The organism is Enterobacter sp. DVT3837, assembly GCF_056238685.1.
Genome location: NZ_JBWDLA010000001.1, coordinates 2,846,044 through 2,867,766, shown reverse-complemented (window position 1 = coordinate 2,867,766; position 21,723 = coordinate 2,846,044). Strand labels below are relative to the sequence as shown.

Annotated in this window: 20 protein-coding genes and 1 tRNA gene; 8 read left to right on the top strand and 13 right to left on the bottom strand. The window is 53.4% G+C overall.

The annotated features are described in order from the left end of the window. Positions 1 to 74: 74 nt before the first annotated feature. On the top strand, positions 75 to 2,072 hold the full coding sequence (gene mnmC / locus AC0XWG_RS14200; RefSeq protein WP_128347381.1) for a bifunctional tRNA (5-methylaminomethyl-2-thiouridine)(34)-methyltransferase MnmC2/FAD-dependent 5-carboxymethylaminomethyl-2-thiouridine(34) oxidoreductase MnmC1: 1,998 nt from the start codon (positions 75 to 77) through the stop codon (positions 2,070 to 2,072). Positions 2,073 to 2,117: 45 nt separating this feature from the next. Here mnmC and AC0XWG_RS14195 read toward each other — a convergent pair whose 3' ends face one another. Genes AC0XWG_RS14195 through prmB form a run of 6 tightly spaced genes read right to left on the bottom strand, consistent with a single transcriptional unit; the run spans position 2,118 to position 6,669 of the window. Continuing rightward, the gene (locus AC0XWG_RS14195) at positions 2,118 to 2,396 is read right to left on the bottom strand and encodes a YfcL family protein (RefSeq protein ID WP_028016205.1); all 279 of its coding nucleotides are present in this window, start codon (positions 2,394 to 2,396) and stop codon (positions 2,118 to 2,120) included. A gap of 13 nt (positions 2,397 to 2,409) precedes the next feature. Then, a complete protein-coding gene (locus AC0XWG_RS14190) occupies positions 2,410 to 2,955 on the bottom strand; it encodes an elongation factor P hydroxylase (protein WP_049005892.1) in 546 nt (181 codons plus the stop codon). Beyond that, a complete protein-coding gene (locus AC0XWG_RS14185) occupies positions 2,952 to 3,764 on the bottom strand; it encodes a sulfite exporter TauE/SafE family protein (RefSeq protein ID WP_028016203.1) in 813 nt (270 codons plus the stop codon). The genes AC0XWG_RS14190 and AC0XWG_RS14185 overlap by 4 nt, the downstream gene beginning before the upstream one ends. Then, a complete protein-coding gene (gene mepA / locus AC0XWG_RS14180; protein ID WP_028016202.1) occupies positions 3,764 to 4,588 on the bottom strand; it encodes a penicillin-insensitive murein endopeptidase in 825 nt (274 codons plus the stop codon). The genes AC0XWG_RS14185 and mepA overlap by 1 nt, the downstream gene beginning before the upstream one ends. A 2-nt stretch (positions 4,589 to 4,590) precedes the next feature. Further along, entirely contained in the window at positions 4,591 to 5,676 is a 1,086-nt protein-coding gene (aroC, locus tag AC0XWG_RS14175; protein WP_047174231.1) for a chorismate synthase, read from the bottom strand. A gap of 60 nt (positions 5,677 to 5,736) precedes the next feature. After that, positions 5,737 to 6,669 (bottom strand): 50S ribosomal protein L3 N(5)-glutamine methyltransferase, encoded by a 933-nt coding sequence (gene prmB, locus AC0XWG_RS14170; protein WP_008502612.1) that lies wholly within the window; start codon positions 6,667 to 6,669, stop codon positions 5,737 to 5,739. A gap of 145 nt (positions 6,670 to 6,814) precedes the next feature. On the opposite strand from prmB, the gene smrB reads away from it, so the two are divergent. Next, on the top strand, positions 6,815 to 7,366 hold the full coding sequence (gene smrB / locus AC0XWG_RS14165) for an endonuclease SmrB (protein ID WP_128347379.1): 552 nt from the start codon (positions 6,815 to 6,817) through the stop codon (positions 7,364 to 7,366). A 48-nt stretch (positions 7,367 to 7,414) separates the two neighbouring features. On the opposite strand, the gene sixA is transcribed toward smrB, so the two are convergent. The 4 genes from sixA to AC0XWG_RS14145 all read right to left on the bottom strand — a co-directional run bounded on the left by sixA (position 7,415) and on the right by AC0XWG_RS14145 (position 12,036). Continuing rightward, positions 7,415 to 7,900, bottom strand: a complete 486-nt coding sequence (sixA, locus tag AC0XWG_RS14160) for a phosphohistidine phosphatase SixA (protein ID WP_028016199.1) — start codon at positions 7,898 to 7,900, stop codon at positions 7,415 to 7,417. A gap of 209 nt (positions 7,901 to 8,109) precedes the next feature. Continuing rightward, on the bottom strand, positions 8,110 to 10,257 hold the full coding sequence (fadJ, locus tag AC0XWG_RS14155) for a fatty acid oxidation complex subunit alpha FadJ (protein WP_128347378.1): 2,148 nt from the start codon (positions 10,255 to 10,257) through the stop codon (positions 8,110 to 8,112). Continuing rightward, positions 10,257 to 11,567 (bottom strand): acetyl-CoA C-acyltransferase FadI, encoded by a 1,311-nt coding sequence (gene fadI / locus AC0XWG_RS14150; protein ID WP_028016197.1) that lies wholly within the window; start codon positions 11,565 to 11,567, stop codon positions 10,257 to 10,259. The genes fadJ and fadI overlap by 1 nt, the downstream gene beginning before the upstream one ends. Positions 11,568 to 11,751: 184 nt before the next feature. Further along, positions 11,752 to 12,036 (bottom strand): YfcZ/YiiS family protein, encoded by a 285-nt coding sequence (locus tag AC0XWG_RS14145; protein WP_028016196.1) that lies wholly within the window; start codon positions 12,034 to 12,036, stop codon positions 11,752 to 11,754. A gap of 372 nt (positions 12,037 to 12,408) precedes the next feature. Here AC0XWG_RS14145 and fadL point away from each other — a divergent pair, with 372 nt between their 5' ends. Further along, positions 12,409 to 13,749, top strand: coding sequence for a long-chain fatty acid transporter FadL (gene fadL, locus AC0XWG_RS14140; RefSeq protein ID WP_080357350.1), 1,341 nt, complete (start codon positions 12,409 to 12,411; stop codon positions 13,747 to 13,749). A 43-nt stretch (positions 13,750 to 13,792) separates the two neighbouring features. Here the strand turns inward: fadL and mlaA are convergent, their stop codons facing one another. After that, positions 13,793 to 14,545 carry a phospholipid-binding lipoprotein MlaA gene (mlaA, locus tag AC0XWG_RS14135; RefSeq protein WP_028016194.1) on the bottom strand — a complete coding sequence of 251 codons (753 nt, stop codon included), beginning with the start codon at positions 14,543 to 14,545 and terminating at the stop codon, positions 13,793 to 13,795. Positions 14,546 to 14,859: 314 nt separating this feature from the next. Here mlaA and AC0XWG_RS14130 point away from each other — a divergent pair, with 314 nt between their 5' ends. Beyond that, a complete protein-coding gene (locus AC0XWG_RS14130) occupies positions 14,860 to 15,789 on the top strand; it encodes a formate/nitrite transporter family protein (RefSeq protein ID WP_028016193.1) in 930 nt (309 codons plus the stop codon). Between the two features lie 75 nt (positions 15,790 to 15,864). Then, a tRNA-Arg gene (locus tag AC0XWG_RS14125) sits at positions 15,865 to 15,939 on the top strand. Between the two features lie 89 nt (positions 15,940 to 16,028). On the opposite strand, the gene AC0XWG_RS14120 is transcribed toward AC0XWG_RS14125, so the two are convergent. Further along, complete coding sequence (locus AC0XWG_RS14120; protein WP_128347996.1) at positions 16,029 to 16,658, bottom strand: ECs1377 family protein; 630 nt, start codon at positions 16,656 to 16,658, stop codon at positions 16,029 to 16,031. Positions 16,659 to 16,989: 331 nt separating this feature from the next. Here AC0XWG_RS14120 and lpxP point away from each other — a divergent pair, with 331 nt between their 5' ends. Both lpxP and ypdK read left to right on the top strand, forming a co-directional pair. Beyond that, entirely contained in the window at positions 16,990 to 17,910 is a 921-nt protein-coding gene (lpxP, locus tag AC0XWG_RS14115) for a kdo(2)-lipid IV(A) palmitoleoyltransferase (protein WP_028016191.1), read from the top strand. 356 nt (positions 17,911 to 18,266) lie between these two features. After that, entirely contained in the window at positions 18,267 to 18,338 is a 72-nt protein-coding gene (gene ypdK / locus AC0XWG_RS14110) for a membrane protein YpdK (protein ID WP_099458937.1), read from the top strand. Between the two features lie 51 nt (positions 18,339 to 18,389). On the opposite strand, the gene alaC is transcribed toward ypdK, so the two are convergent. Further along, positions 18,390 to 19,628, bottom strand: a complete 1,239-nt coding sequence (gene alaC / locus AC0XWG_RS14105; RefSeq protein ID WP_128347997.1) for an alanine transaminase — start codon at positions 19,626 to 19,628, stop codon at positions 18,390 to 18,392. Positions 19,629 to 20,014: 386 nt separating this feature from the next. Here alaC and AC0XWG_RS14100 point away from each other — a divergent pair, with 386 nt between their 5' ends. Further along, positions 20,015 to 21,721, top strand: coding sequence for a sensor histidine kinase (locus AC0XWG_RS14100; protein WP_108090849.1), 1,707 nt, complete (start codon positions 20,015 to 20,017; stop codon positions 21,719 to 21,721). The last annotated feature ends 2 nt before the right edge of the window (positions 21,722 to 21,723 follow it).

Genomic DNA, 21,723 nt, shown 5'->3' with positions numbered 1-21,723 from the left:
TTTTCTGCGGAAATTTGCACCGATGGGCTCACATCGTTAAGATCGTGCCACTGCCTGTCAGACGAGTAACTTACGTGAAACAAAATGCTATACAACCCGCCAACCTCGAATTCAACGCTGAGGGTACACCTGTTTCCCGAGATTTTGATGACGTCTATTTTTCTAATGATAACGGACTGGAAGAAACCCGCTATGTTTTCCTCGACGGAAACCAGCTCAGCATTCGCTTCCCTGTACATCCGCGGAATCTGTTCGTGGTCGCCGAGAGCGGCTTCGGTACCGGACTGAATTTTCTGACCCTCTGGCAGGCGTTCGATCAGTTTCACACTGCACACCCTGAGGCTACGCTACAAAGATTACATTTCATCAGTTTCGAAAAATTCCCGCTCACGGCGCACGATCTGCGGCTCGCCCATCAGCACTGGCCGGAACTTGCACCGTTGGCAGAGCAGCTTCAGGCGCAGTGGCCGCCTCATATTGGGGGCTGTCACCGTTTACTGCTGGACGGCGGACGCATCACACTGGATCTGTGGCTTGGCGACATCAATGAACTGACCGATAAGCTCGATGATTCGATGAATCAGAAGGTAGATGCATGGTTCCTGGACGGCTTTGCGCCTGCCAAAAACCCGGATATGTGGAGTCAGCATCTGTTCACCGCGATGGCGCGGCTGGCGCGCCCGGGTGCAACGCTCGCTACCTTTACCTCGGCAGGATTTGTCCGCCGGGGGTTGCAGGAAGCGGGCTTTACCATGCAGAAGACCAAAGGTTTTGGCCGCAAGCGCGACATGCTGGTCGGCAGGATGGATCAGACGCTGGACATTCCCGCTCAGGCGCCCTGGTTTGCACGCCGCGCCAGCGCATCGCGCGAAGTGGCGATAGTCGGCGGAGGGATCGCCAGCGCCCTGCTTTCTCTCGCCCTTCTCCACCGGGGCTGGCAGGTGGCACTCTACTGTGCTGACGAGACGCCAGCAAAGGGGGCTTCCGGCAACCGTCAGGGGGCGCTCTATCCCCTTTTAAGCGCTCACGATCCCGCACTGAGTCAGTTTTTCCCGGCAGCCTTTATCTTCGCTCGTCATCTGTATGACGCCCTGCCAGTGGCATTCGACCATGACTGGTGCGGCGTGACGCAGCTCGGCTGGGATGAAAAGAGCCAGCAAAAAATCACGCAGATGCTGTCGCTGGGTCTGCCTGACGAAATTGCCCGCGAGGTAAGTACGCAAGAGGTGGCAGACACCGCTGGCGTGGACACCGGCTGTGGAGGCATTCAGTATCCGCTCGGCGGCTGGCTGTGCCCGGCGGAACTGACCGCGGCGGTCATTGCTCTGGCACAATCACACGGGCTGACGGCACATTATGCTCACAAGGTTGAATCGCTGAGCCGCACAGATCGCTGGAATCTCCGTTTTGCCGATGGCAAAGAGGCAAGCCATGCCAGCGTTGTGCTGGCAAACGGACATAACATCAGCCAGTTTATCCAGACAGAGACGTTGCCGGTTTATCCGGTCGGCGGCCAGGTGAGCCATATCCCGACCGCGCCCGAACTGAGCAAGCTGCGTCAGGTGCTGTGCTATGACGGTTATCTGACGCCACAAAACCCGTCTAACGGCCATCACTGCATCGGCGCCAGCTACCATCGTGGCGAAACGGATATGGACTACAGCGATGCAGATCAGCAGCAAAACCGCCAGCGACTGATTGACTGTTTCCCGGATGCTGCGTGGGCGAAAGAGGTTGACATCAGCGAGGGGGAAGCGCGTTGCGGCGTGCGCTGCGCCACCCGCGACCATCTGCCTATGGCGGGTAACGTACCGGACTATGAAGCAACACTGGAGGCTTATCAGGATCTTGCGGAAAACAAAGATACTGCAGTGAGTGCACCGGTGTATCCGGACCTGTTTATGCTGGGTGGGCTAGGCTCGCGGGGATTATGTTCAGCGCCATTGCTGGCTGAAGTACTGGCCGCGCAAATGAGCGAAGAGCCGATTCCGCTGGACAGGGTTACGCTTGCAGGGCTTAATCCAAACCGACTGTGGGTGCGGAAACTGCTGAAGGGGAAAAAGGTTAAGTAGGCTGTGGTCTGGAGCCCTCTCCCTGCGGGAGAGGGCTGAAAACAATTACTTCGCTTTCGCCTGCTGGAACAAATTGTCCCACATACCCAGCACCAGTGACTGATCGCGCGGAGAGAGTTCTCCTGCCTGAATAGCTTTCTCCAGGCTGCGGGTCACTTCATCATGAACGGCCTCGGCAGTGTGATCGTCCCCGGCCTCCAGCTCAGCAACGGCTAACGTCAGGTGACCACGCAGATAACCGCTGGCGAACAGCTCATCATCACTGGCGTGTTCCACCATGTCATCAATTAACGCCAGAATGCGTGATTCAAATTCTGCGATCATCTTCTTTCCTCAGTTAAAGATCTTCCGGCCAGGGGAAGCATTCCGCCGCGATCGCCGGCGTGTGGTAATAATTCTGTAAAGCCTCGATCAGACGCGCCGGACGTTCCGGAATGCCTTTCTCAAGATATTCCATCACCTGCGCATGAACGCGGCGCTGGAACACGATACGGTCTGGCTCGAAGTCGCCTTCGAGGTTGTCACAGCTCACGTTGAACGGGAAACCCGCCGCGATGCAGAATAACCATTCCAGCGCCTGCGGTTTAACCTCAACATCTTCAAACTGCCCCTGCGTTGCGGCGTCACGTCCGTCCGGGCAGTACCAGTAGCCGAAGTCCACCAGCTCGCGACGCGCTTTTCCGGCGATGCACCAGTGCGAAATCTCGTGCAACCCGCTGGCGTAAAAACCGTGAGCAAAGACGATGCGGTTATACGGCACGTCAGCATCAGCGGGAAGATAGATCGGTTCGTCGTCGCCTTTAATCAGACGGGTATTAAAATCGTCAGCAAAACAGCCGTCAAAAATCTCAATCAGCTGTTCGTATTTATGCGTACTGTTCATGAGTGCATCCCCAGCCAGGTGAGGATCTCCTGTCCATGGCTGTCATAAAGAAGTTTGGCGCTCATTACCGCCGAGACGATAACAATCATTGGGCGGATAAGTTTTTGTCCTTTGCTTAACACCAGACGCGAGCCTGCACGCGCGCCCAGGAACTGCCCCGCCATCATCACAAACCCGGTTGCCCAGATAACCTTGCCCCCGATGATAAACAGCAACAGGCCACCAAGGTTTGAGGTCGCGTTGAGCACTTTGGCATGGGCAGTGGATTTGGCAAGGTTAAACCCGGCTAGCGTCACGAACGCCAGCGCATAAAATGAACCGGCGCCCGGGCCGAAGAAACCGTCGTAAAAACCCACACAGCCACCGGCAATCAGAGCAAATGGCAGACCGTGCAGACGACGCTGGCGATCTTCTTCACCGAGTTTTGGCATCAGCAAGAAGTAAAGCCCGATGCAGATGACCAGAATCGGTAGGATCTGGCGCAAAATATCGGACTGCACGTGCTGGACCAGCAGCGCGCCCGACGTCGAGCCGATAAAGGTCATCAGGATATTGAGCTTCTGATCGGCAAGGCTCACCACCTTACGGCGGATAAAATAGAGCGATGCCGAGAGTGAACCGCCGCAAGCCTGCAGCTTATTCGTGGCCAGAGCCTGAGCCGGGCTCATGCCCGCCGCCAGTAGCGCGGGTACGGTTAACAGCCCGCCGCCGCCCGCAAGAGCATCGATAAAACCGGCCAGCATGGCCACAAAGAACAACACCACCAGCAGCAGCGGCGACACCATAAACAGATCGACGAAATTATCCATTAAAGTACATGCTCATCCAGTAGCGCCTGGCAGGAAGGCGGCAACGGAGGCGGTGTCTTCTTCTCAGGCTTAGAGGTTCCAGGTTTGGCTGGCTCAAACCAGCTTTGCAGTTCATATCCGCAGCCATCGCCCGACGGCGGTAGCGGCTGATCTTCACATTCCAGGCTGTTCGCCGGGCAGCGCAGACGCACGTGCATGTGCGCACGGTGCTGGAACCACGGGCGGACTTTGCGCAGCCAGTCGCGATCGGTTCCGGCATCCAGGCAGAGCTGCTGTTTGATAGCCGGGTTGACGAAAATCCGCGTGACGTCGTTATCTTTTGCCGCCAGCTTGATCAAACTGAACACATCCTGCGACCACAGCGAAGGCACAACGTTTTTTCCGTCGCTTGCCACCAGATCCAGCGCCTGCGGTTTTAGCAGTTGGGCAGAACTCCAGCGCGCCTTCGGAAGTTGCAGGAAGATATCGACATCCAGCCCGGTCTGGTGACTGGCGTGCCCACTGTTAAAACGACCGCCGGCAGGCATCCCCATATCGCCAATCAGCATCGTGCCCAACCCCAGGTTATGCACCTGGTTTCCCAGACGCTGGATGAACAACACCAGATCCGGGTGACCGAAATAACGACGCTGATCGGTACGCATCACCTGGTAGGTATCGGACTGCAGCGGAAGCTCCTGGGCACCGACGATACAGCCGTTCGAAAAGGCACCAATGGACTGCGCGCTCCCCGCCACCGGGTGGGTGATTTTTTGCCATGGCGTCGCGGCCAGACTGGCTCCACTGGCGAGCAGCGCCAGCAGAGCAATTGCGGTCTTTTTCATGTTTACCAGCGTGGAATGGTGGTCGTCACATCCGCATTCTGCGCGCGCTGGCGCAGGAAGTGATCCATCAGCACGATAGCCAGCATCGCCTCGGCGATCGGCACCGCGCGGATCCCCACGCACGGATCGTGACGTCCTTTGGTGATCATCTCAACTTCTTCGCCATCGCGGTTAATCGTATGGCCCGGCACGGTGATGCTGGAGGTCGGCTTCAGTGCGATGTTGGCAACAATCTGCTGCCCGCTGCTGATCCCACCGAGAATGCCACCCGCATGGTTGCTCTGGAAACCAGCTTTCGTAATTTCGTCGCGGTTCTGACTGCCACGAAGCTGAACCACGTCAAAACCGTCGCCAATCTCTACACCCTTCACCGCGTTAATGCTCATCAGCGCGTGGGCGATGTCGGCGTCGAGACGGTCAAATACCGGCTCACCCCAGCCAGCCGGGACGCCGTCCGCCACCACGGTGACTTTCGCACCAATGGAGTCGCCCTCTTTTTTCAGGCCGCGCATCAGTTCGTCCAGCGCCTCCAGCTTGTCGGCATCAGCACAGAAGAACGGGTTCTGTTCAACCTGCTCCCAGTCCTTGATGGCCAGCGGAATGTCGCCCATCTGGGTCAGACAGCCACGGATCACAATGCCAAATTTCTGCTGCAGATATTTCTTGGCAATCGCCCCTGCGGCCACGCGCATCGCGGTTTCACGCGCGGAAGAACGTCCACCGCCGCGATAGTCACGGAAGCCGTATTTTTGCTCGTAGGTGTAGTCGGCATGGCCTGGGCGGAACACGTCCTTGATAGCACCGTAGTCCTGAGAACGCTGATCGGTGTTTTCGATCAGCAGACCAATGCTGGTCCCAGTGGTACGGCCTTCAAAGACGCCGGAGAGAATTTTAACCTGGTCCGGCTCGCGACGCTGCGTGGTGTAGCGAGAAGTGCCCGGACGACGACGGTCGAGGTCGTGCTGTAAATCGGCTTCGGTCAGTTCGATGCCTGGCGGGACGCCGTCAACGATACAACCCAATGCCAGCCCGTGCGATTCACCAAAAGTGGTCACACGGAATAACTGTCCAATACTGTTTCCTGCCATCACGGCTCCGATGTTGTTGTTTGTGTTTGAGCGTTGTGAAACGGGCCGAAGCCCGCTGGATTAATCTTTATAGATACTGAAGTGTTCACGCGCGTCGAGCAGCTGCGCTTTGGTCAGCATAAAGACGCCGTCACCGCCGTTGTCGAACTCAAGCCAAGTGAACGGCACATCCGGGTACTGCTCTATCAGATGTACCATGCTGTTGCCTACTTCACAAATCAGAACACCGTCGTCGGTCAGATAATCCGGCGCGCAGGCCAGGATGCGACGCGTCAGCTTCAGGCCGTCAGAACCTGAAGCCAGACCCAGTTCCGGCTCATGGCGATATTCGTTCGGCAGATCGGACATGTCTTCCGCATCAACGTACGGCGGGTTAGTGACAATGAGATCGTATTGCAACGTTGGCAGGTCGCGGAACAGATCGGAGCGAATTGGCGTAACGTGGTGAATCAAACCATGTTCTTCAATGTTGTGCTCGGTGACAGCCAGCGCGTCGGTGGAGATATCAACTGCGTCCACTTCCGCTTCCGGGAAAGCATACGCGCAGGCGATGGCGATGCAGCCACTGCCGGTACACATATCCAGAATGTGTTGCGGCTGATGGCCGATCAGACCTTCAAAGTGGTTATTAATCAGCTCGCCAATTGGCGAGCGCGGCACCAGCACGCGCTCATCGACATAAAACTCGTGGCCGCAGAACCAGGCTTTGTTAGTCAGGTAGGCGACCGGAATACGCTCGTTCACGCGGCGGATCACACGTTCAACAATGCGGTGTTTTTCGCTTGAGGTCAGGCGCGCGGTGCGCATGTCTTCAGGAATATCCAGCGGCAGATAGAGAGACGGCAGCACCAGCTGAACAGCCTCATCCCACGGGTTATCGGTACCGTGACCGTACCAGATATTGGCGGCGCTGAAGCGGCTAACCGACCAGCGCAACATGTCCTGTATGGTATGCAGCTCGTTTACTGCTTCATCGACAAAAATTTTATCCACTCTTTCCTCCAGGGCATGCTCGCATAATTTTCGGCGGCTAGTTTGCCATGAAGACGGCGATAAATCAGCAATGACGCGTGCCGCTTGAGGTTAAAAAATGCGTTTAGTCGGGTACACTATCGGAAATACGAGATGAGAATGACAAATGAAAAAGAAAACATCGCTCAGCGAGGAGGATCAGGCGCTCTTCCGACAGCTGATGACCGGGACGCGTAAAATCGCGCAGGACACTATTGTCCATCGCCCGCATCGTAAAAAAATCAGCGAAGTACCGGTCAAACGGCTGCTGCAGGAGCAGGCGGATAACAGCCACTATTTTTCAGATGAATTTCAGCCGCTGCTCAATACACAAGGGGCGGTGAAGTATGTACGTGAAGACGTCAGCCATTTTGAGCTGAAGAAATTACGCCGTGGGGATTATTCACCCGAGCTGTTTCTCGATCTGCATGGTTTGACGCAGATGCAGGCGAAGCAAGAGCTGGGAGCTTTAATTGCGGCCTGTCGCCGTGAACATGTTTTTTGCACTTGCGTGATGCACGGCCACGGCAAACATATTCTCAAGCAACAAACACCCCTGTGGCTGGCTCAACATCCGCACGTGATGGCTTTTCATCAGGCACCGAAAGAGTACGGCGGAGATGCCGCATTGCTGGTGTTGATTGAAGTAGAAGAGTGGCAGCCGCCAGAATTGCCCTGACAGAACAGCGGGAAGCATGCTCTGCTCCCCGCTATAGCACACGTCACATCAGATCGCTTTTGCCATCTTCAGGTTGCACGGACTCATCTGCCAGTTGAAGGTACCTCTGCCCGTTTCGTCGAGAGTGACATTGGCAATGGCGGATGTCGTGAACATCGGCGGGGTCTCGCCCGGGCAAAGCTCAGATACCAGATAACCAACCAGTGGCAGGTGGGAAATGACCAGCGCGGAAGCGACACCTTCATTGTACAGCGCCTGAAGATAAGCGCTGACAAGGCCTACATCGCCACACGGGGTGAGTTCAGGGAGAACGTCCACACTGGCAGGCAGGTTCATACACTCCCCTACCACGTCCAGCGTCTGTTCAGCACGCAGGAACGGACTCACCAGAACGCGTTCGATGTCCACTTTTTGACCTTTAAGCCAGGTCGCCATCAGACGAGATTCGTCGCAGCCACAGACGGTCAAAGGACGTACTGAGTCACTGGCGGCATCGAGTGCCGCGTCGCCGTGACGCATGATAAAAACTTGCATATTGCACCGCTTTTGTTAACCAGAATCACCGGCGTTAACTACCCGCGATAACTGCTGAGAGGTAGAAAACCCGATGGCCGGGCATTGTGCCTGATCCATTCGGTGAATGAAACGCTGTTTTTTACCTTAATGGCGTAAGTATAGTCAATCTCTGTTTACAAAATCGCCAGAACAGGTTCATTCACTTCAGGATTTACCCTTCTTTGACCTCAACTTACGAGGACAGTTTCCCTTACAGGCCAAAATGTCTGGCCCTGTTCCGCCATCTGCAATAATTCGTCACACGGTGTAAACCGTGGACCATACTGCGAGGCCAAACGTTGCAGGATAGCAACCACTTCACCCGCACCAAGCGTATCCATGTAACGGAACGGGCCGCCAAGGAACGGCGGGAAACCAATGCCGAATACCGCGCCGATGTCACCATCACGCGCGCTCCTGATAACCTGTTCACCAAAGCAGCGCGCCGCTTCATTGAGCATCATCATCACACACCGTTCAGCACACTGAACGGCAGACAGTTTTCCCTGACCGGCGGTCGAAATAAGCCCATAAACAGAAGGGTCGACCTGTTTCTTGCTTTTACGCCCTTTCGCGCCGTAAAGATAGAAACCGCGTTCATTTTTTCTGCCTTTGCGATCGTCCTTCAAAATTGCAGAAACAATATTTGCAGGCGGGGTAAAACGATCGCCATAAGCGGCTTCCAGCACAGGTATAATTTTAGTTCCGGTGTCTATTCCCACCTCATCCAAAAGTTGGATTGGCCCAACAGGGAAACCAAACTTGACGAGCGCCTCGTCGACGTGCTCGATTTTCTCGCCTTCTGTCAGCAACCGCATGGCTTCATTAATATAGGGAGCCAGAATGCGGTTAACGTAAAAACCGGCTTTGTCCGCCACAACGATCGGTGTCTTACCCTGCATTTTGGCCAGTTTCACCACGGTTGCGATGGTTTGCGGGCTGGTTGTGGCATGCGGGATCACTTCCACCAGCGGCATTTTTTCTACCGGGCTAAAGAAGTGCAGGCCAATCACCTGCTCCGGACGCACGGCTTTCGCCGCGATATCGCCAATCGGCAATGACGACGTGTTTGAGGCAAAAATGGTGTGCGGGGCGCAATGTAGCTCAACGTCTGCCACCATCTGCTGCTTAAGCGCCAGATCCTCAAACACGGCTTCAATCACCAGATCGCGATGCGCAAAACCACTGTAATCCGTCGTACCGGAGATCATCGCCAGGGTTTTATCACGCTCGCTTGCCCTGATATGGCGGCGTTTGACCTTCTGATCAAGGTTCTGCCAGCTATACTGCAGCGCGTGGTTGATCCCTTTCGCAGCGATGTCTTTGATACGTACAGGCAATTTACCTTTGCTTGCGGTAACAAAAGATATTCCGCCGCCCATTAGCCCACCACCCAGTACGCCAACGGCGCGTAGCGGAGCAGGTTTAGCCTCACTGCCCGGATCTTTTTTCACCTCAGTGCTGGCAAAGAAAATGCTGCGTAGTGCCTGCGACTGCGGCGTCATCGCCAGTTCACCGAAGGCTTTTGCCTCAGCGGCATAGCCGCTACTGCTGCCCTGTGATAACCCTGTTTCAATAACCTCAAGAATTCGCTTCGCCGCCGGGTAGTTGCCTTTGGTTTTCTGCTCAGTCTTTTTACCCACCATACTGAACAGCAAAGCACGTCCCAACGGCCCGGCCAGAACGCGTTCACGAACGGGTAGAGGACGTTTAGCCTGGCGTCCTTTCAGAGCCAGTTCGACGGCAGCCTCCAGCAAAATGGAATGAGGAACCACTTCATCAACCAGGCCGGCTTTCAGGGCCTGGCGGGCACGCAGTTGCTTACCCGTCAGGATCATTTCGAGTGCAGTGCTGACCCCCACAAGGCGTGGCAGACGCTGCGTTCCGCCGGAGCCTGGCAGAAGTCCTAACTGCACTTCCGGCAGACCCATAATGGTTTTTGCGTCATCGGTACAGATACGGCTATGACAGGCCAGCGCCAGCTCCAGTCCTCCGCCCAGACATGCGCCGTGGATCGCGGCAATCACCGGGATTGGCAGAGCGTTGATCTCCGCCATCACCTGCTGGCCCTGACGCGCCAGCTCTTCGGCTTCCAGAGCACTTTGCGCACGGGCGATCATGTTAATGTCGGCTCCGGCAATAAAGTTGTCCGGCTTAGCAGAGATAAACACCAGGCCACGAATGGCCTTGTTTTCACGGATCTGCTTTAGCATCGCGCGAACCTGAACACCAAATTCAGCCTTCAGGGTATTCATCTTTTCATCAGGCACATCAATAGTGATAACGGCGACGTTATCGAGGCGAACCGTCAGATTAAATGCGGATGGCATATCCATTATTCGGCCTCCAGAACCATTGCTGCACCAAGGCCACCCGCCGCACAGGCGGTAACAAGGCCAAACCCGCCGCCACGGCGACGTAGCTCGTGTAATGTTTGCGTGATCATCCTCGCCCCTGTGGCGGCAAACGGATGACCATAGGCGATAGAGCCGCCCAGCACGTTGAATTTGCTTTGATCCACTTCACCAGTGGCATGGGCACGGCCCAGCACATCTCGCGCAAAACGCTCGCTTGCCAGTAACTGCACGTTTGCCAGGGTTTGTGCGGCAAAGGCTTCGTGCATATCAATCAGGGTTAAATCAGCCAGCGTCAGCCCTGCGCGATCCAGTGCCAGCGGCGTGGACCAGGCAGGTCCTAACAGCATGTCCTGCCAGACATCAATGGCGGTAAAAGCATAGCTGCGCAAATAGCCCAGGGGGGTGATACCCAGCTCTTTCGCGCGGGATTCGGTCATCAGGATCACCGCAGCAGCGCCGTCCGTCAGTGGCGTACTGTTAGCCGCGGTTACCGTGCCATGTTTGCGGTCAAACGCAGGGCGCAGTTTTGCATAATCCGCCAGCGTCGAGGTGCCGCGGATATTGTTATCTTCCGCAAGCGGTTCTCGATATGGCGGGATATAAGCGGTCATCACTTCATCAGCCAGTTTACCTTCAGACCAGGCTTTCGCTGCCAGCTGATGTGAACGGTGGGCCAGCGCATCCTGCTGCTCGCGGGTAATGCCATAGGTCTTCGCCATCTGCTCGGCGGTATCACCCATGCGTAGACCCGTGGAATATTCCGCAACGGCAGGAGGTACAGGCATGAGATCCCTCAGGCGTAAACGAGAGAAGAGTTTGAGCTTCTGTCCGGTTGTGCGGGCTTTGTTGGCGTCAACCAGGATACGCGCCAGCTTTTTGCTGACCCCGATCGGCAGTACCGAAGAGGAGTCCGCTCCGCCAGCAATACCGGCACGAATAGTGCCCGCCATCAGGCTTTCAGCCACGTTAGCTACAGCCTGGAAGCTGGTCGCGCACGCGCGGCTGACGCTGTAGGCATCAGTATGGACATTCATTCCGGTACCGAGGACGATTTCCCGCGCAATATTGGGTGCTTCAGGCATCTGCACGACCTGACCGAAAACCAGCTGTTCGATGACCTCTGGCGGAATTTCGCTGCGAGCCAGCATCTCCCCCACCACCATTTTCCCCAGGTCAACAGCCGGTATGCCATGAAATGCCGTTGCCTGACGTGCAAATGGCGTACGCAATCCACTGACAATGGCAATGCGATCGCCCTGACGGGTAATAAGCGGTAATGCCTGACTCATAACACTCCCCTGTAAAATTTTTTGCGCAAACATAAAGTGGTCTGACCTGATAATAGTCTTAACCATTTTTTTACATTCAGCCAATCAGGGAAACGAAAAAGTGCGAGCTAAAACACAGAGAAGAAAAAGAAAATGCCCCTGCATGGCAGAGGCATTTGTGAGGAATGACACCGGGCAAAAAAGATTAACGCAGACCCAACTGGAAAATCAGCGTTTCTGCTTCGCAGGCGAACACAAAGTCGATATCCAGCTTCACGCCGCCTTCCACTTCGGTGAGGGTAGACTTAATGTCGCACGGTTCGGATTCCACATCACGCGCACGTTTGCTCAGCGCGGTCAGTGTCTCTTCCGCTTCGGCACGGTTGGTGAATACACGGCTGTAAGAGGCGGTGCAATCGGAGTTGTCCATGATGGTACCAACATCCATACAGCAGCAAACCGGGGTTTCATCAGCACTGCATTTACTCATAGCTCAATTTCCTCTGTATTCGCGCAGGACGCGAGATAAACACGATGCTGATATTTTACGCCCCGACGCTGGCTCTCTCCAGCCGTTAATGGCGTAAAATCGGATAAGTGACCAATATCACACTAAAAAATGATCTAAAACAAAAACCACCCTTTTGGGTGAGTCGCGATGGTCACATTTTTGCCAAGCAGATCTCGTTTCAAGAAACATGTTTGAAAATATTAATAAACAAACTTGCAACATTCTGGCTGGTCAGACCTATACTCTGGCCACTGGTCTGATTTGTCTGTCATACCTCAGACCCTACACTTCGCGCTCCTGTTACGGTATGTAACAATTATTGAATAAAAATAACTCAATGAGGTTATGGTCATGAGCCAGAAAACCCTGTTCAACAAGACTGCGCTGGCAGTCGCAGTGGCACTCGTATCCACTTCCGCATGGTCAGCGGGCTTTCAGTTAAACGAATTTTCTTCCTCTGGCCTTGGCCGCGCATATTCCGGGGAAGGCGCCATCGCTGATGATGCGGGTAACGCGAGCCGTAACCCGGCACTGATTATGATGTTTGACCGCCCAACGTTTTCTGCTGGTGCCGTCTATATTGACCCGGATGTTAATATCTCTGGTAAATCGCCGTCCGGTAAGAGCCTGAATGCGGACAACATCGCCCCAAGCGCCTGGGTTCCAAACGTACATTTTGTTGCACCTATTAACGACCAGTTTGGTTGGGGGGCATCAGTGACCTCTAACTTTGGTCTGGCGACTGAATATGGCGATAACTATGCAGCGGGCACAATGGGCGGTAAAACTGACCTGAAAACCGTAAACCTGAACCTGAGCGGCGCTTATCGCCTGAACGACAACTGGAGCTTTGGTCTTGGTTTTGATGCGGTTTACGCCGATGCTAAAATCGAGCGCTATGCAGGTGACGCCGGTATGCTGGCTGCCGGTCAGATTCTCTCTCAGGTACCAAACCTGCCTGCGGCAGCACGCCCGGCCGCCATCGCCAAAGCCAAACAACTGGCCGCCATCCCTGCCGACACCCAAATTGCACGCCTGAAAGGCAGCGAGTGGGGTTATGGCTGGAACGCGGGTATTCTGTATGAGCTGGATAAAAACAACCGTTGGGGTTTGACCTACCGTTCTGAAGTTAAAATCGACTTCGACGGAGATTACAACAGCAACATGAACACCGCCGTCCCAGGTTTCCCGTATCCAACTGGTGGCAGAACTATTCCGGGATCTCTGACGCTTAACCTGCCAGAAATGTGGGAAGTTTCAGGTTACAACAAGGTTGCGCCACAATGGGCAATTCACTACAGCATGGCTTATACCAGCTGGAGTCAGTTCCAGGAGCTGAAAGCGACCGGCTCTAATGGCCAGACGCTTTTCTATAAGGATGAGAGCTTCAAAGACTCTTATCGTATCGCGCTGGGTACCACCTACTACTACGATACTAACTGGACCTTCCGTACCGGTATTGCCTTTGATGATAGCCCGGTTCCGGCTCAGACCCGTTCCATTTCTATCCCGGATCAGGACCGCTTCTGGCTGAGCGCAGGTGCGACTTATGCGTTCAATAAAGATGCTTCTGTTGACGTAGGTGCCTCTTACATGCACGGTCAGTCCGTGACCATCAAAGAAGGTCCGTACGAGTTCCGTTCTGAAGGTAAAGCCTGGCTGTTCGGTACTAACTTCAACTACGCGTTCTAATCGCGCGGGATCAAAAAAGGTGAGCATCGCTCACCTTTTTTATTTACTGCGAATCAATGTCTTTTAATTCGTTTTCGATGGCCTTCGCGTTTGGATTCTCTTCCGGCTTCAGCTTACCGCCGTTGGCAATAAAGTCATGATTCTGGAAGTACGCTTCACGCACCATAATATACGGGTCAGAAGACTGACGCAGCAGACCATCAGAGTCGAGCAGTTGCGCACGTGTTTCAATCCCTTCCACCGTCCATTTACCAATCGACAGCGGCCAGGTTAGCCACGACAGAACCGGATACAGCGTATCCACCATATCACCGCCATCATCACGGACGGTGAAACTGCCATAGAACGGCAGATGGACATACGGGCCGTAACCTACGCCATAATGCCCCAGAGTACTACCGAAACGGTGCGGTTGTTCACGCTGCAGTTTCGGGTTGGCCATACCTGCAACATCAATGAAGCCCCCCATCCCCAACAGAGAGTTCAGGAAGAAGCGAGTAAAGTGCACCATCCCCTGATACGGGTCACCCTGCAGGAAATAGTTCACCATTACCGCAGGCTCTTCGAGGTTGCTGGTAAAATTGCTTAACCCATTACGCGCGGGTTGCGGAACATAATCGCGCCATGCCACTGCCACCGGGCGAACCACATACGGGTCCAGCACGTTGTAGTTGAAGCTATACATTGAGCGGTTAAATCCTTCGAGAGGATCGGAGCGTCCCGTTTGCTCCCCAGAGCTGGCGCAGCCCACAAGCATCGTCGCACCCAGCGCAAGCGCCGACAGCCGAAGTTTCATAAATATCTCCCTGTTCAGTTTGGCTATCGTTGATTGCCATCCGTAACGGAGCCTTTAATGCTCCGCCTGTAAACATGCAAGCGATTGTAACAGCACGTTTACCGATGTCCATGAGCACAATTACGGGCAGTAACCAGCGTGACTCTGATCTCAGCATAGCCTGGCTTTTGGAATTCGTTTCGCTGGCAATTTTATAATGTGTTTGAAAGAGATGTCTCACCTTTGTTGCTATTGCCACCAATTTAAGAGCTTCCCCACAGGCAGCCCAATAAAAACCGCTACGCTTAGAAGAAAATCAACCTGCGGGAGTAATTATGAAAGAAGTAGGCGAAGAAAAAGTGGGAGAAAGTAATGAGAAGATTGAAATTGAGAGCGAAGAGAAAGCCCGCGGCGAGAAGATAGAAGTTGACGAAGATCGCCTCCCCTCCCGCGCGATGGCGATCCACGAGCATATTCGCCAGGATGGCGAAAAAGAGATGGAACGTGATGCCATGGCCCTTTTCTGGTCAGCTATCGCTGCCGGGCTTTCAATGGGGGCTTCTCTGCTTGCTAAAGGCATCTTTCATGTGCAACTGGAAGGTGTGCCCGGCGGGTTTTTACTCGAGAATCTCGGCTATACCTTCGGCTTCATTATCGTCATCATGGCGCGGCAGCAGCTGTTTACGGAAAACACCGTTACCGCCGTTCTGCCAGTAATGCAAAACCCTACCCTCGGTAATTTCGGTTTACTGATGCGTCTGTGGAGCGTGGTCCTGCTGGGCAATATCATCGGTACAGGCGTCGCGGCCTGGGCATTTGAATATATGCCGATATTTGATGAACCCACCCGCGATGCGTTTGTGAAAATTGGCATGGATGTGATGAAAAATACGCCAGCTGAAATGTTCTCCAATGCCATCATCTCCGGCTGGATTATCGCCACGATGGTCTGGATGTTTCCTTCAGCCGGCAGCGCTAAAATTGTGGTAATCATCTTGATGACCTGGCTGATTGCGCTGGCTGACACGACGCATATCGTGGTGGGTAGCGTTGAAATACTCTATCTGGTCTTTAATGGCACGCTTCACTGGAGCGATTTTTTCTGGCCATTCGCCCTGCCGACGCTTGCGGGCAACATCTGCGGCGGGACGTTCATCTTCGCGCTGTTGAGCCATGCGCAAATCCGTAACGACATGTCGAACAAACGCAAAGCAGAGCTTAAGGCACGGGAAAATGATGATAAATCGACAAAAAAATCGGCATGAATGGTGACTCTTTGAGCAGTCAGGCGGCAATGCGCTTAACGCAAAGTGTAAATAACGTTATACTCGTGCCGCCTCGTCCCCTTAGTTAAATGGATATAACGAGCCCCTCCTAAGGGCTAGTTGCAGGTTCGATTCCTGCAGGGGACACCATGACGCGCTCTCAGCAAGCCCAGCACACCTCATAACCAACTAATTTTCAAAAATCGTTTCTCAGGTATAAATATTAACCAAAGATAACTTTATGAGACGTAACGATAAACCGGTACACGACGGGTCGTGCCCGTCAGATTTTCAAATACCCATGTTTCATCCGTTGCGATCCTCATTCCCGCTTTTCTCAGACGCGACACCTCGGCTGCAATTCGTTGGATGCCAAACCAAAAAAGCGCATCAAGCGCAGTAACGTCCAGCCCACTCAGCAACGCCCGCTTCAGACGTTCAGCTGGCAGCTTAATTTCTTTGGCAATTTGCAAAAAGGGTTCGGCCGTGTGTGTGGTCGGGCTAATCCGCCGTATGCGGGTAGACAGACGGTATTGATAATTATCAGGGACGTCATTGAGATCCGTTTTAACACTCCAGACACAACCGAAGCGTTTACCGTTAAAAATGACATTTTTCTGGCTGAGTTCCAGCTCGTTACGTATCACGGCTATAAGCTGGGGTGTGCGCACTAGCAGCAGACGAAAAGGGAGCTCGAAACTGGTCACGTAATCGACATTGAGCAAGGCAATACGTAAACGCTCTTCGGCACCGGCTTTGCTCTCCCTGCATTCGCTCAAAACATCATCCCACTGCTTTGTCAGTCGGGAAGGTTCATTCGCTTCTGTAAACCTGTACTTTTCAATCTGGTAATCGATTTGTTCAGTCACCCGATTCTTCCTGTCAGTCACGTTTTAGCCGATAAAACAGACTTTATCAGCACCCATAATTATGCTCCAGAAATGAAGTGATACATCTTTAATTTGTCGATAAAAACCACAAAATCAACCACCTTTCTCATTGCCGCTTTTTTAATCAAAAACGAGTAATAGCACATATCGTATAACGGTGCTACATTACGCCGCCCACCCAAATCAGCAGTGGCCAGGTAACGCCGTAAAGTTCGGTAAAGCCTGCAACCATCACCTTGAAGAACGGTCTTATCGGCACGTCGTATCGCACACTCTGCGCTACCTTTACAGGCTTCACATAGGTTTTACTATTTTGTCTCAATCCCAATTTCAACGTGCGTTTTTACACCCGCGTTACTGGTTTACATGGTTTGGTCTTGGCGTTCTTTGGCTGATGGTTCAGCTTCCCTACCCCGTACTGCGTTTGCTGGGGTCTAAACTGGGGAGTGCATCCCGCTATTTCCTGAAACGACGTGAATCCATCGCGCGTAAAAATATCGAGCTTTGCTTCCCACAGTACAATGCCGAAGAGCGCGAGAAACTCATCGCTGAAAACTTCAAATCTATCGGCATGGCACTGCTTGAAACCGGCATGGCCTGGTTCTGGCCGGATGAACGCGTCCGTAAGTGGTTTGATGTGGAAGGTCTGGATAACCTTAAACGTGCCCAGATGCAAAATCGTGGGGTGATGGTTGTCGGGGTTCACTTTATGTCGCTGGAGTTGGGTGGTCGTGTGATGGGGCTTTGCCAGCCAATGATGGCAACCTATCGTCCTCACAACAGCCCGCTGATGGAATGGGTACAGACGCGGGGTCGTATGCGTTCCAATAAGGCGATGATCAGCCGTAATAACCTGCGCGGTATGGTCGGTGCCCTGAAGAAAGGTGAAGCCGTCTGGTTTGCACCCGATCAGGATTACGGTCGTAAGGGCAGCAGCTTTGCCCCCTTCTTTGCGGTTAAAGACGTTGCAACGACCAACGGTACATTTGTCATTTCGCGTCTGTCTGGTGCAGCCATGTTGACCGTGACGATGGTAAGGAAAGCAGATAAATCAGGCTATCGTCTGCATATCTCCCCTGAAATGGCTAACTATCCGGAAAACGAATGCGAAGCGGCAGCGTTCATCAATAAAATTATCGAAACCGAAATCATGCGTGCACCAGAGCAGTACCTCTGGATGCATCGCCGTTTCAAAACGCGTCCCCTTGGCGAAGCCTCGCTCTATATTTAAGCCCTTCATGAAGGTTAGTTTCGCCAGGAAACTAACCTTTTCAATCACCTGTAATCACTCTGGACAATTGTTTTTCTGCGCGTCGCTAAAAGTGAATTTATTGCGCTCTGAAATCAAACTGTCGCCGTTCCACGACACTCGTAAGTAACGGAAATTATTTAAGAAAATCCCTCTTGCCACCCCTCATTTTTAAGCGTACATTAGCGCCGTCTGGCAACAGGAAAGCACAGAATTCTGAGCTGGAGTTGACGGCGTAACGGGAAAATCTCTTTTCCGTTTTGACCGGATTTCAGCTCTCTATAATCAGGTGGACTCTGTTTTTAATGCGTACCACAAGATACGCGGAGCGATGAAACGTGAAATATTTCTTTATGGGCATTTCGGTGATTGTTTTAGTCTGGGCCGGAACCTTTGCCCTGATGATCTAGTGAAGAACATGCAGTCAAAAAAACAGGAGCCATCGGCTCCTGTTTTTTATGTCATGACGACGCGGGATTTTCAGCAATATTTTTTGATGAAAGCAGCCCGTCAGCACGGAACATACTCTTAATGCCCCTCACTGCCTGACGAATACGGTCGCTATTTTCAATCAGGGCGAATCGCACATGGGTGTCGCCATAGTCGCCAAAGCCAATGCCAGGTGACACACACACCTTTGCATCCTGCAGCAGCTTTTTGGCAAACTCCAGGGAACCCATCGCCGCATACGGTTCAGGAATTTTCGCCCAGACGTACATGGACGCTTTCGGCATTTCTACCATCCAGCCCGCTTCATGTAACCCTTTCACCAGCACATCGCGACGACGTTTATACTGGGCCGCAATCTCATGAACACACTGCTGATCGCCCTCAAGAGCCGCAATAGCCGCGACCTGTAGCGGCGTAAAAGTGCCGTAGTCGTGGTAACTCTTGATTCGCGCCAGTGCACTCACCAGCGTTTTGTTACCCACCATAAAGCCAATTCGCCAGCCTGCCATGTTGTAGCTTTTAGACAGGGTAAAGAACTCTACTGCCACATCGCGCGCGCCCGGAACCTGCATAATCGACGGGGCTTTCCAGCCGTCGTAGACGATGTCTGCATAGGCTAAATCATGAACCACCAGTACGTCATAACGCTTAGCCAGGGCTACAACTTTCTCGAAGAAATCAAGCTCCACGCACTGCGCCGTTGGGTTCGACGGGAAACCAAGGATCATCATCTTCGGTTTCGGGTAACTTTCGCGAATCGCACGTTCCAGTTCGTTGAAGAAATCGACACCTTCCACCAGCGGCACAGAACGTACCTGCGCCCCGGCAATCACCGCACCATAGATATGGATCGGGTAGCTTGGATTCGGAACCAGGACCGTATCACCGTGATCCAGCGTCGCCAGCATCAGGTGTGCCAGGCCCTCTTTCGAGCCAATGGTCACAATGGCTTCACTTTCAGGATCGATATCAACCTGGTAGCGATCCTGATACCAGCGCGAGATCGCGCGACGTAACCGAGGAATACCGCGAGACGTTGAGTAGCCGTGCGTATCAGGACGCTGGGCAACCGTGCAGAGTTTCTCAACAATATGCGGTGGAGTTGGGCCGTCAGGGTTCCCCATACTGAAATCAATGATGTCTTCGCCACGACGACGTGCAGCCATCTTCAGTTCAGCGGTGATATTGAAAACATAAGGGGGGAGACGATCGATGCGCGTAAAACGGCGTTCAGGACTGAATTCAGCCATAGATTCCTCAGATTAACGTTAGCGCCCGGACCGTCCGAGCGACGCTGCCACGCATGTGGCGTGCTTAGAAAATAACCTGAAAAAAATCATGCTGTCGAGAGGGAAATGAAAAAAAAGCGATCGCGCTAAAACCGGAACCCTGCTGTGTTAAAAAGCGGAAGCACCAAAGGGGAATTCGGCTGTCTGATAGCTGTTTTTTAACACAATGATATCAAAGCAGTTACCTGTCGATACGTCGATAATAAAAAATCGGGACATGTCAGCACACACCGGATAATCCCCTTTGTAAACTATGGTTTTTCCTCATTTGATAAACCTGACGGATAGCTGGTCAATACGCGCCAGGTTTTTTATCATGGTTCTTTCCCGTTACCCCAGGTCTACTCGTGCACGAAATATTCACTATGCTGTTGGCGGTTTTTGACCGGGCGGCATTAATGCTGATTTGCCTGTTCTTCCTTATTCGCATTCGCTTGTTTCGCGAGCTTTTGCATAAGTCTGCACACTCCCCCAAAGAGCTACTGGCTGTTACCGCCATCTTTTCACTGTTTGCGCTGTTCAGCACCTGGTCCGGCGTGCCGGTTGAGGGGTCGCTGGTTAACGTGCGGATTATTGCCGTCATGTCCGGCGGAATTTTGTTTGGCCCGTGGGTGGGCGTCATCACCGGCATGATTGCCGGCACCCATCGCTACCTGATTGATATTGGTGGCGTGACGGCTGTGCCGTGCTTTATCACCAGCATTATTGCCGGGGTACTTTCCGGGTGGATTAACCGCAAGATCCCGAAAAAGCAACGCTGGCGCGCCGGGATCATTGCGGGCATGGTGTGCGAAACGCTGACCATGATCCTGGTCGTGGTGTGGGCTCCCACCACCGCACTGGGGCTGGATATCGTCTCGAAAATTGGTATTCCAATGATCCTGGGCAGCGTCTGTATCGGTTTTATCGTGCTGCTGGTGCAAAGTGTCGAAGGGGAAAAGGAGGCAAGTGCTGCCCGTCAGGCCAAGCTGGCGCTCGATATTGCCAACAAAACCCTGCCGCTATTCCGCCACGTTAACGCGGAATCACTGCGTCAGGTCTGCGAGATTATCCGCCACGATATTCACGCTGATGCCGTCGCCATCACCAACATCGACCACGTGCTAGCCTACGTCGGTGTTGGGGAGCACAACTATCACGACAACGATGACACCATCAGCCCGACCACCAGACAGGCGATTAACTACGGCAAAATCATTATCAAAAACAATGATGAAGCCCACCGGACGCCGGAAATCCACTCCATGCTGGTGATCCCGTTATGGGAAAAAGGTGTCGTGACGGGCACGCTGAAAATTTATTACTGCCACGCGCATCAGATCACCTCCTCACTTCAGGAGATGGCCATCGGTCTGTCGCAAATTATCTCCACGCAACTGGAAGTTTCCCGGGCAGAACAGCTGCGTGAAATGGCAAATAAGGCAGAGTTACGCGCACTGCAGAGCAAAATCAATCCCCATTTCCTGTTTAACGCGCTGAACGCGATTTCCTCGTCCATTCGTCTTAATCCGGACACCGCGCGCCAGCTGATTTTTAACCTGTCCCGCTATCTGCGCTACAACATCGAGCTGAAAGATGACGAGCAGATCGACATCAAAAAAGAGCTGTACCAGATTAAAGACTACATCGCGATTGAGCAGGCACGCTTTGGCGACAAACTCACGGTCATTTACGATATTGATGAAGAGGTCAACTGCGTGATCCCGAGCCTGCTTATCCAGCCGCTGGTCGAAAACGCGATTGTTCACGGTATTCAGCCCTGTAAAGGCAAAGGTGTCGTCACTATCAGCGTCACCGAAAGCGGCAACCGGGTGCGCATTGCCGTGCGCGATACCGGCCACGGTATTGATCCCAAAGTTATTGAGCGCGTGGAATCTAACGAGATGCCCGGGAATAAAATCGGGCTGCTGAACGTGCACCATCGGGTCAAACTGCTCTACGGCGACGGGCTGCATATTCATCGCCTTGAACCGGGTACCGAAATCGCTTTTTACGTTCCGAATGAACGTTCATCCGTTCATGCGGCAACATCCCTGTTACCCCTGGTGGAGTGACC

Coding starts and splice junctions, on each gene's coding strand:
- AC0XWG_RS14195 (WP_028016205.1), bottom strand. CDS start 2,396: ATGATCGCAGAATTTGAATCACGCATTCTGGCGTTAATTGATGACATG.
- AC0XWG_RS14190 (WP_049005892.1), bottom strand. CDS start 2,955: ATGAACAGTACGCATAAATACGAACAGCTGATTGAGATTTTTGACGGC.
- AC0XWG_RS14185 (WP_028016203.1), bottom strand. CDS start 3,764: ATGGATAATTTCGTCGATCTGTTTATGGTGTCGCCGCTGCTGCTGGTG.
- mepA (WP_028016202.1), bottom strand. CDS start 4,588: ATGAAAAAGACCGCAATTGCTCTGCTGGCGCTGCTCGCCAGTGGAGCC.
- aroC (WP_047174231.1), bottom strand. CDS start 5,676: ATGGCAGGAAACAGTATTGGACAGTTATTCCGTGTGACCACTTTTGGT.
- smrB (WP_128347379.1), top strand. CDS start 6,815: ATGAAAAAGAAAACATCGCTCAGCGAGGAGGATCAGGCGCTCTTCCGA.
- sixA (WP_028016199.1), bottom strand. CDS start 7,900: ATGCAAGTTTTTATCATGCGTCACGGCGACGCGGCACTCGATGCCGCC.
- fadJ (WP_128347378.1), bottom strand. CDS start 10,257: ATGGATATGCCATCCGCATTTAATCTGACGGTTCGCCTCGATAACGTC.
- fadI (WP_028016197.1), bottom strand. CDS start 11,567: ATGAGTCAGGCATTACCGCTTATTACCCGTCAGGGCGATCGCATTGCC.
- AC0XWG_RS14145 (WP_028016196.1), bottom strand. CDS start 12,036: ATGAGTAAATGCAGTGCTGATGAAACCCCGGTTTGCTGCTGTATGGAT.
- fadL (WP_080357350.1), top strand. CDS start 12,409: ATGAGCCAGAAAACCCTGTTCAACAAGACTGCGCTGGCAGTCGCAGTG.
- mlaA (WP_028016194.1), bottom strand. CDS start 14,545: ATGAAACTTCGGCTGTCGGCGCTTGCGCTGGGTGCGACGATGCTTGTG.
- AC0XWG_RS14130 (WP_028016193.1), top strand. CDS start 14,860: ATGAAAGAAGTAGGCGAAGAAAAAGTGGGAGAAAGTAATGAGAAGATT.
- alaC (WP_128347997.1), bottom strand. CDS start 19,628: ATGGCTGAATTCAGTCCTGAACGCCGTTTTACGCGCATCGATCGTCTC.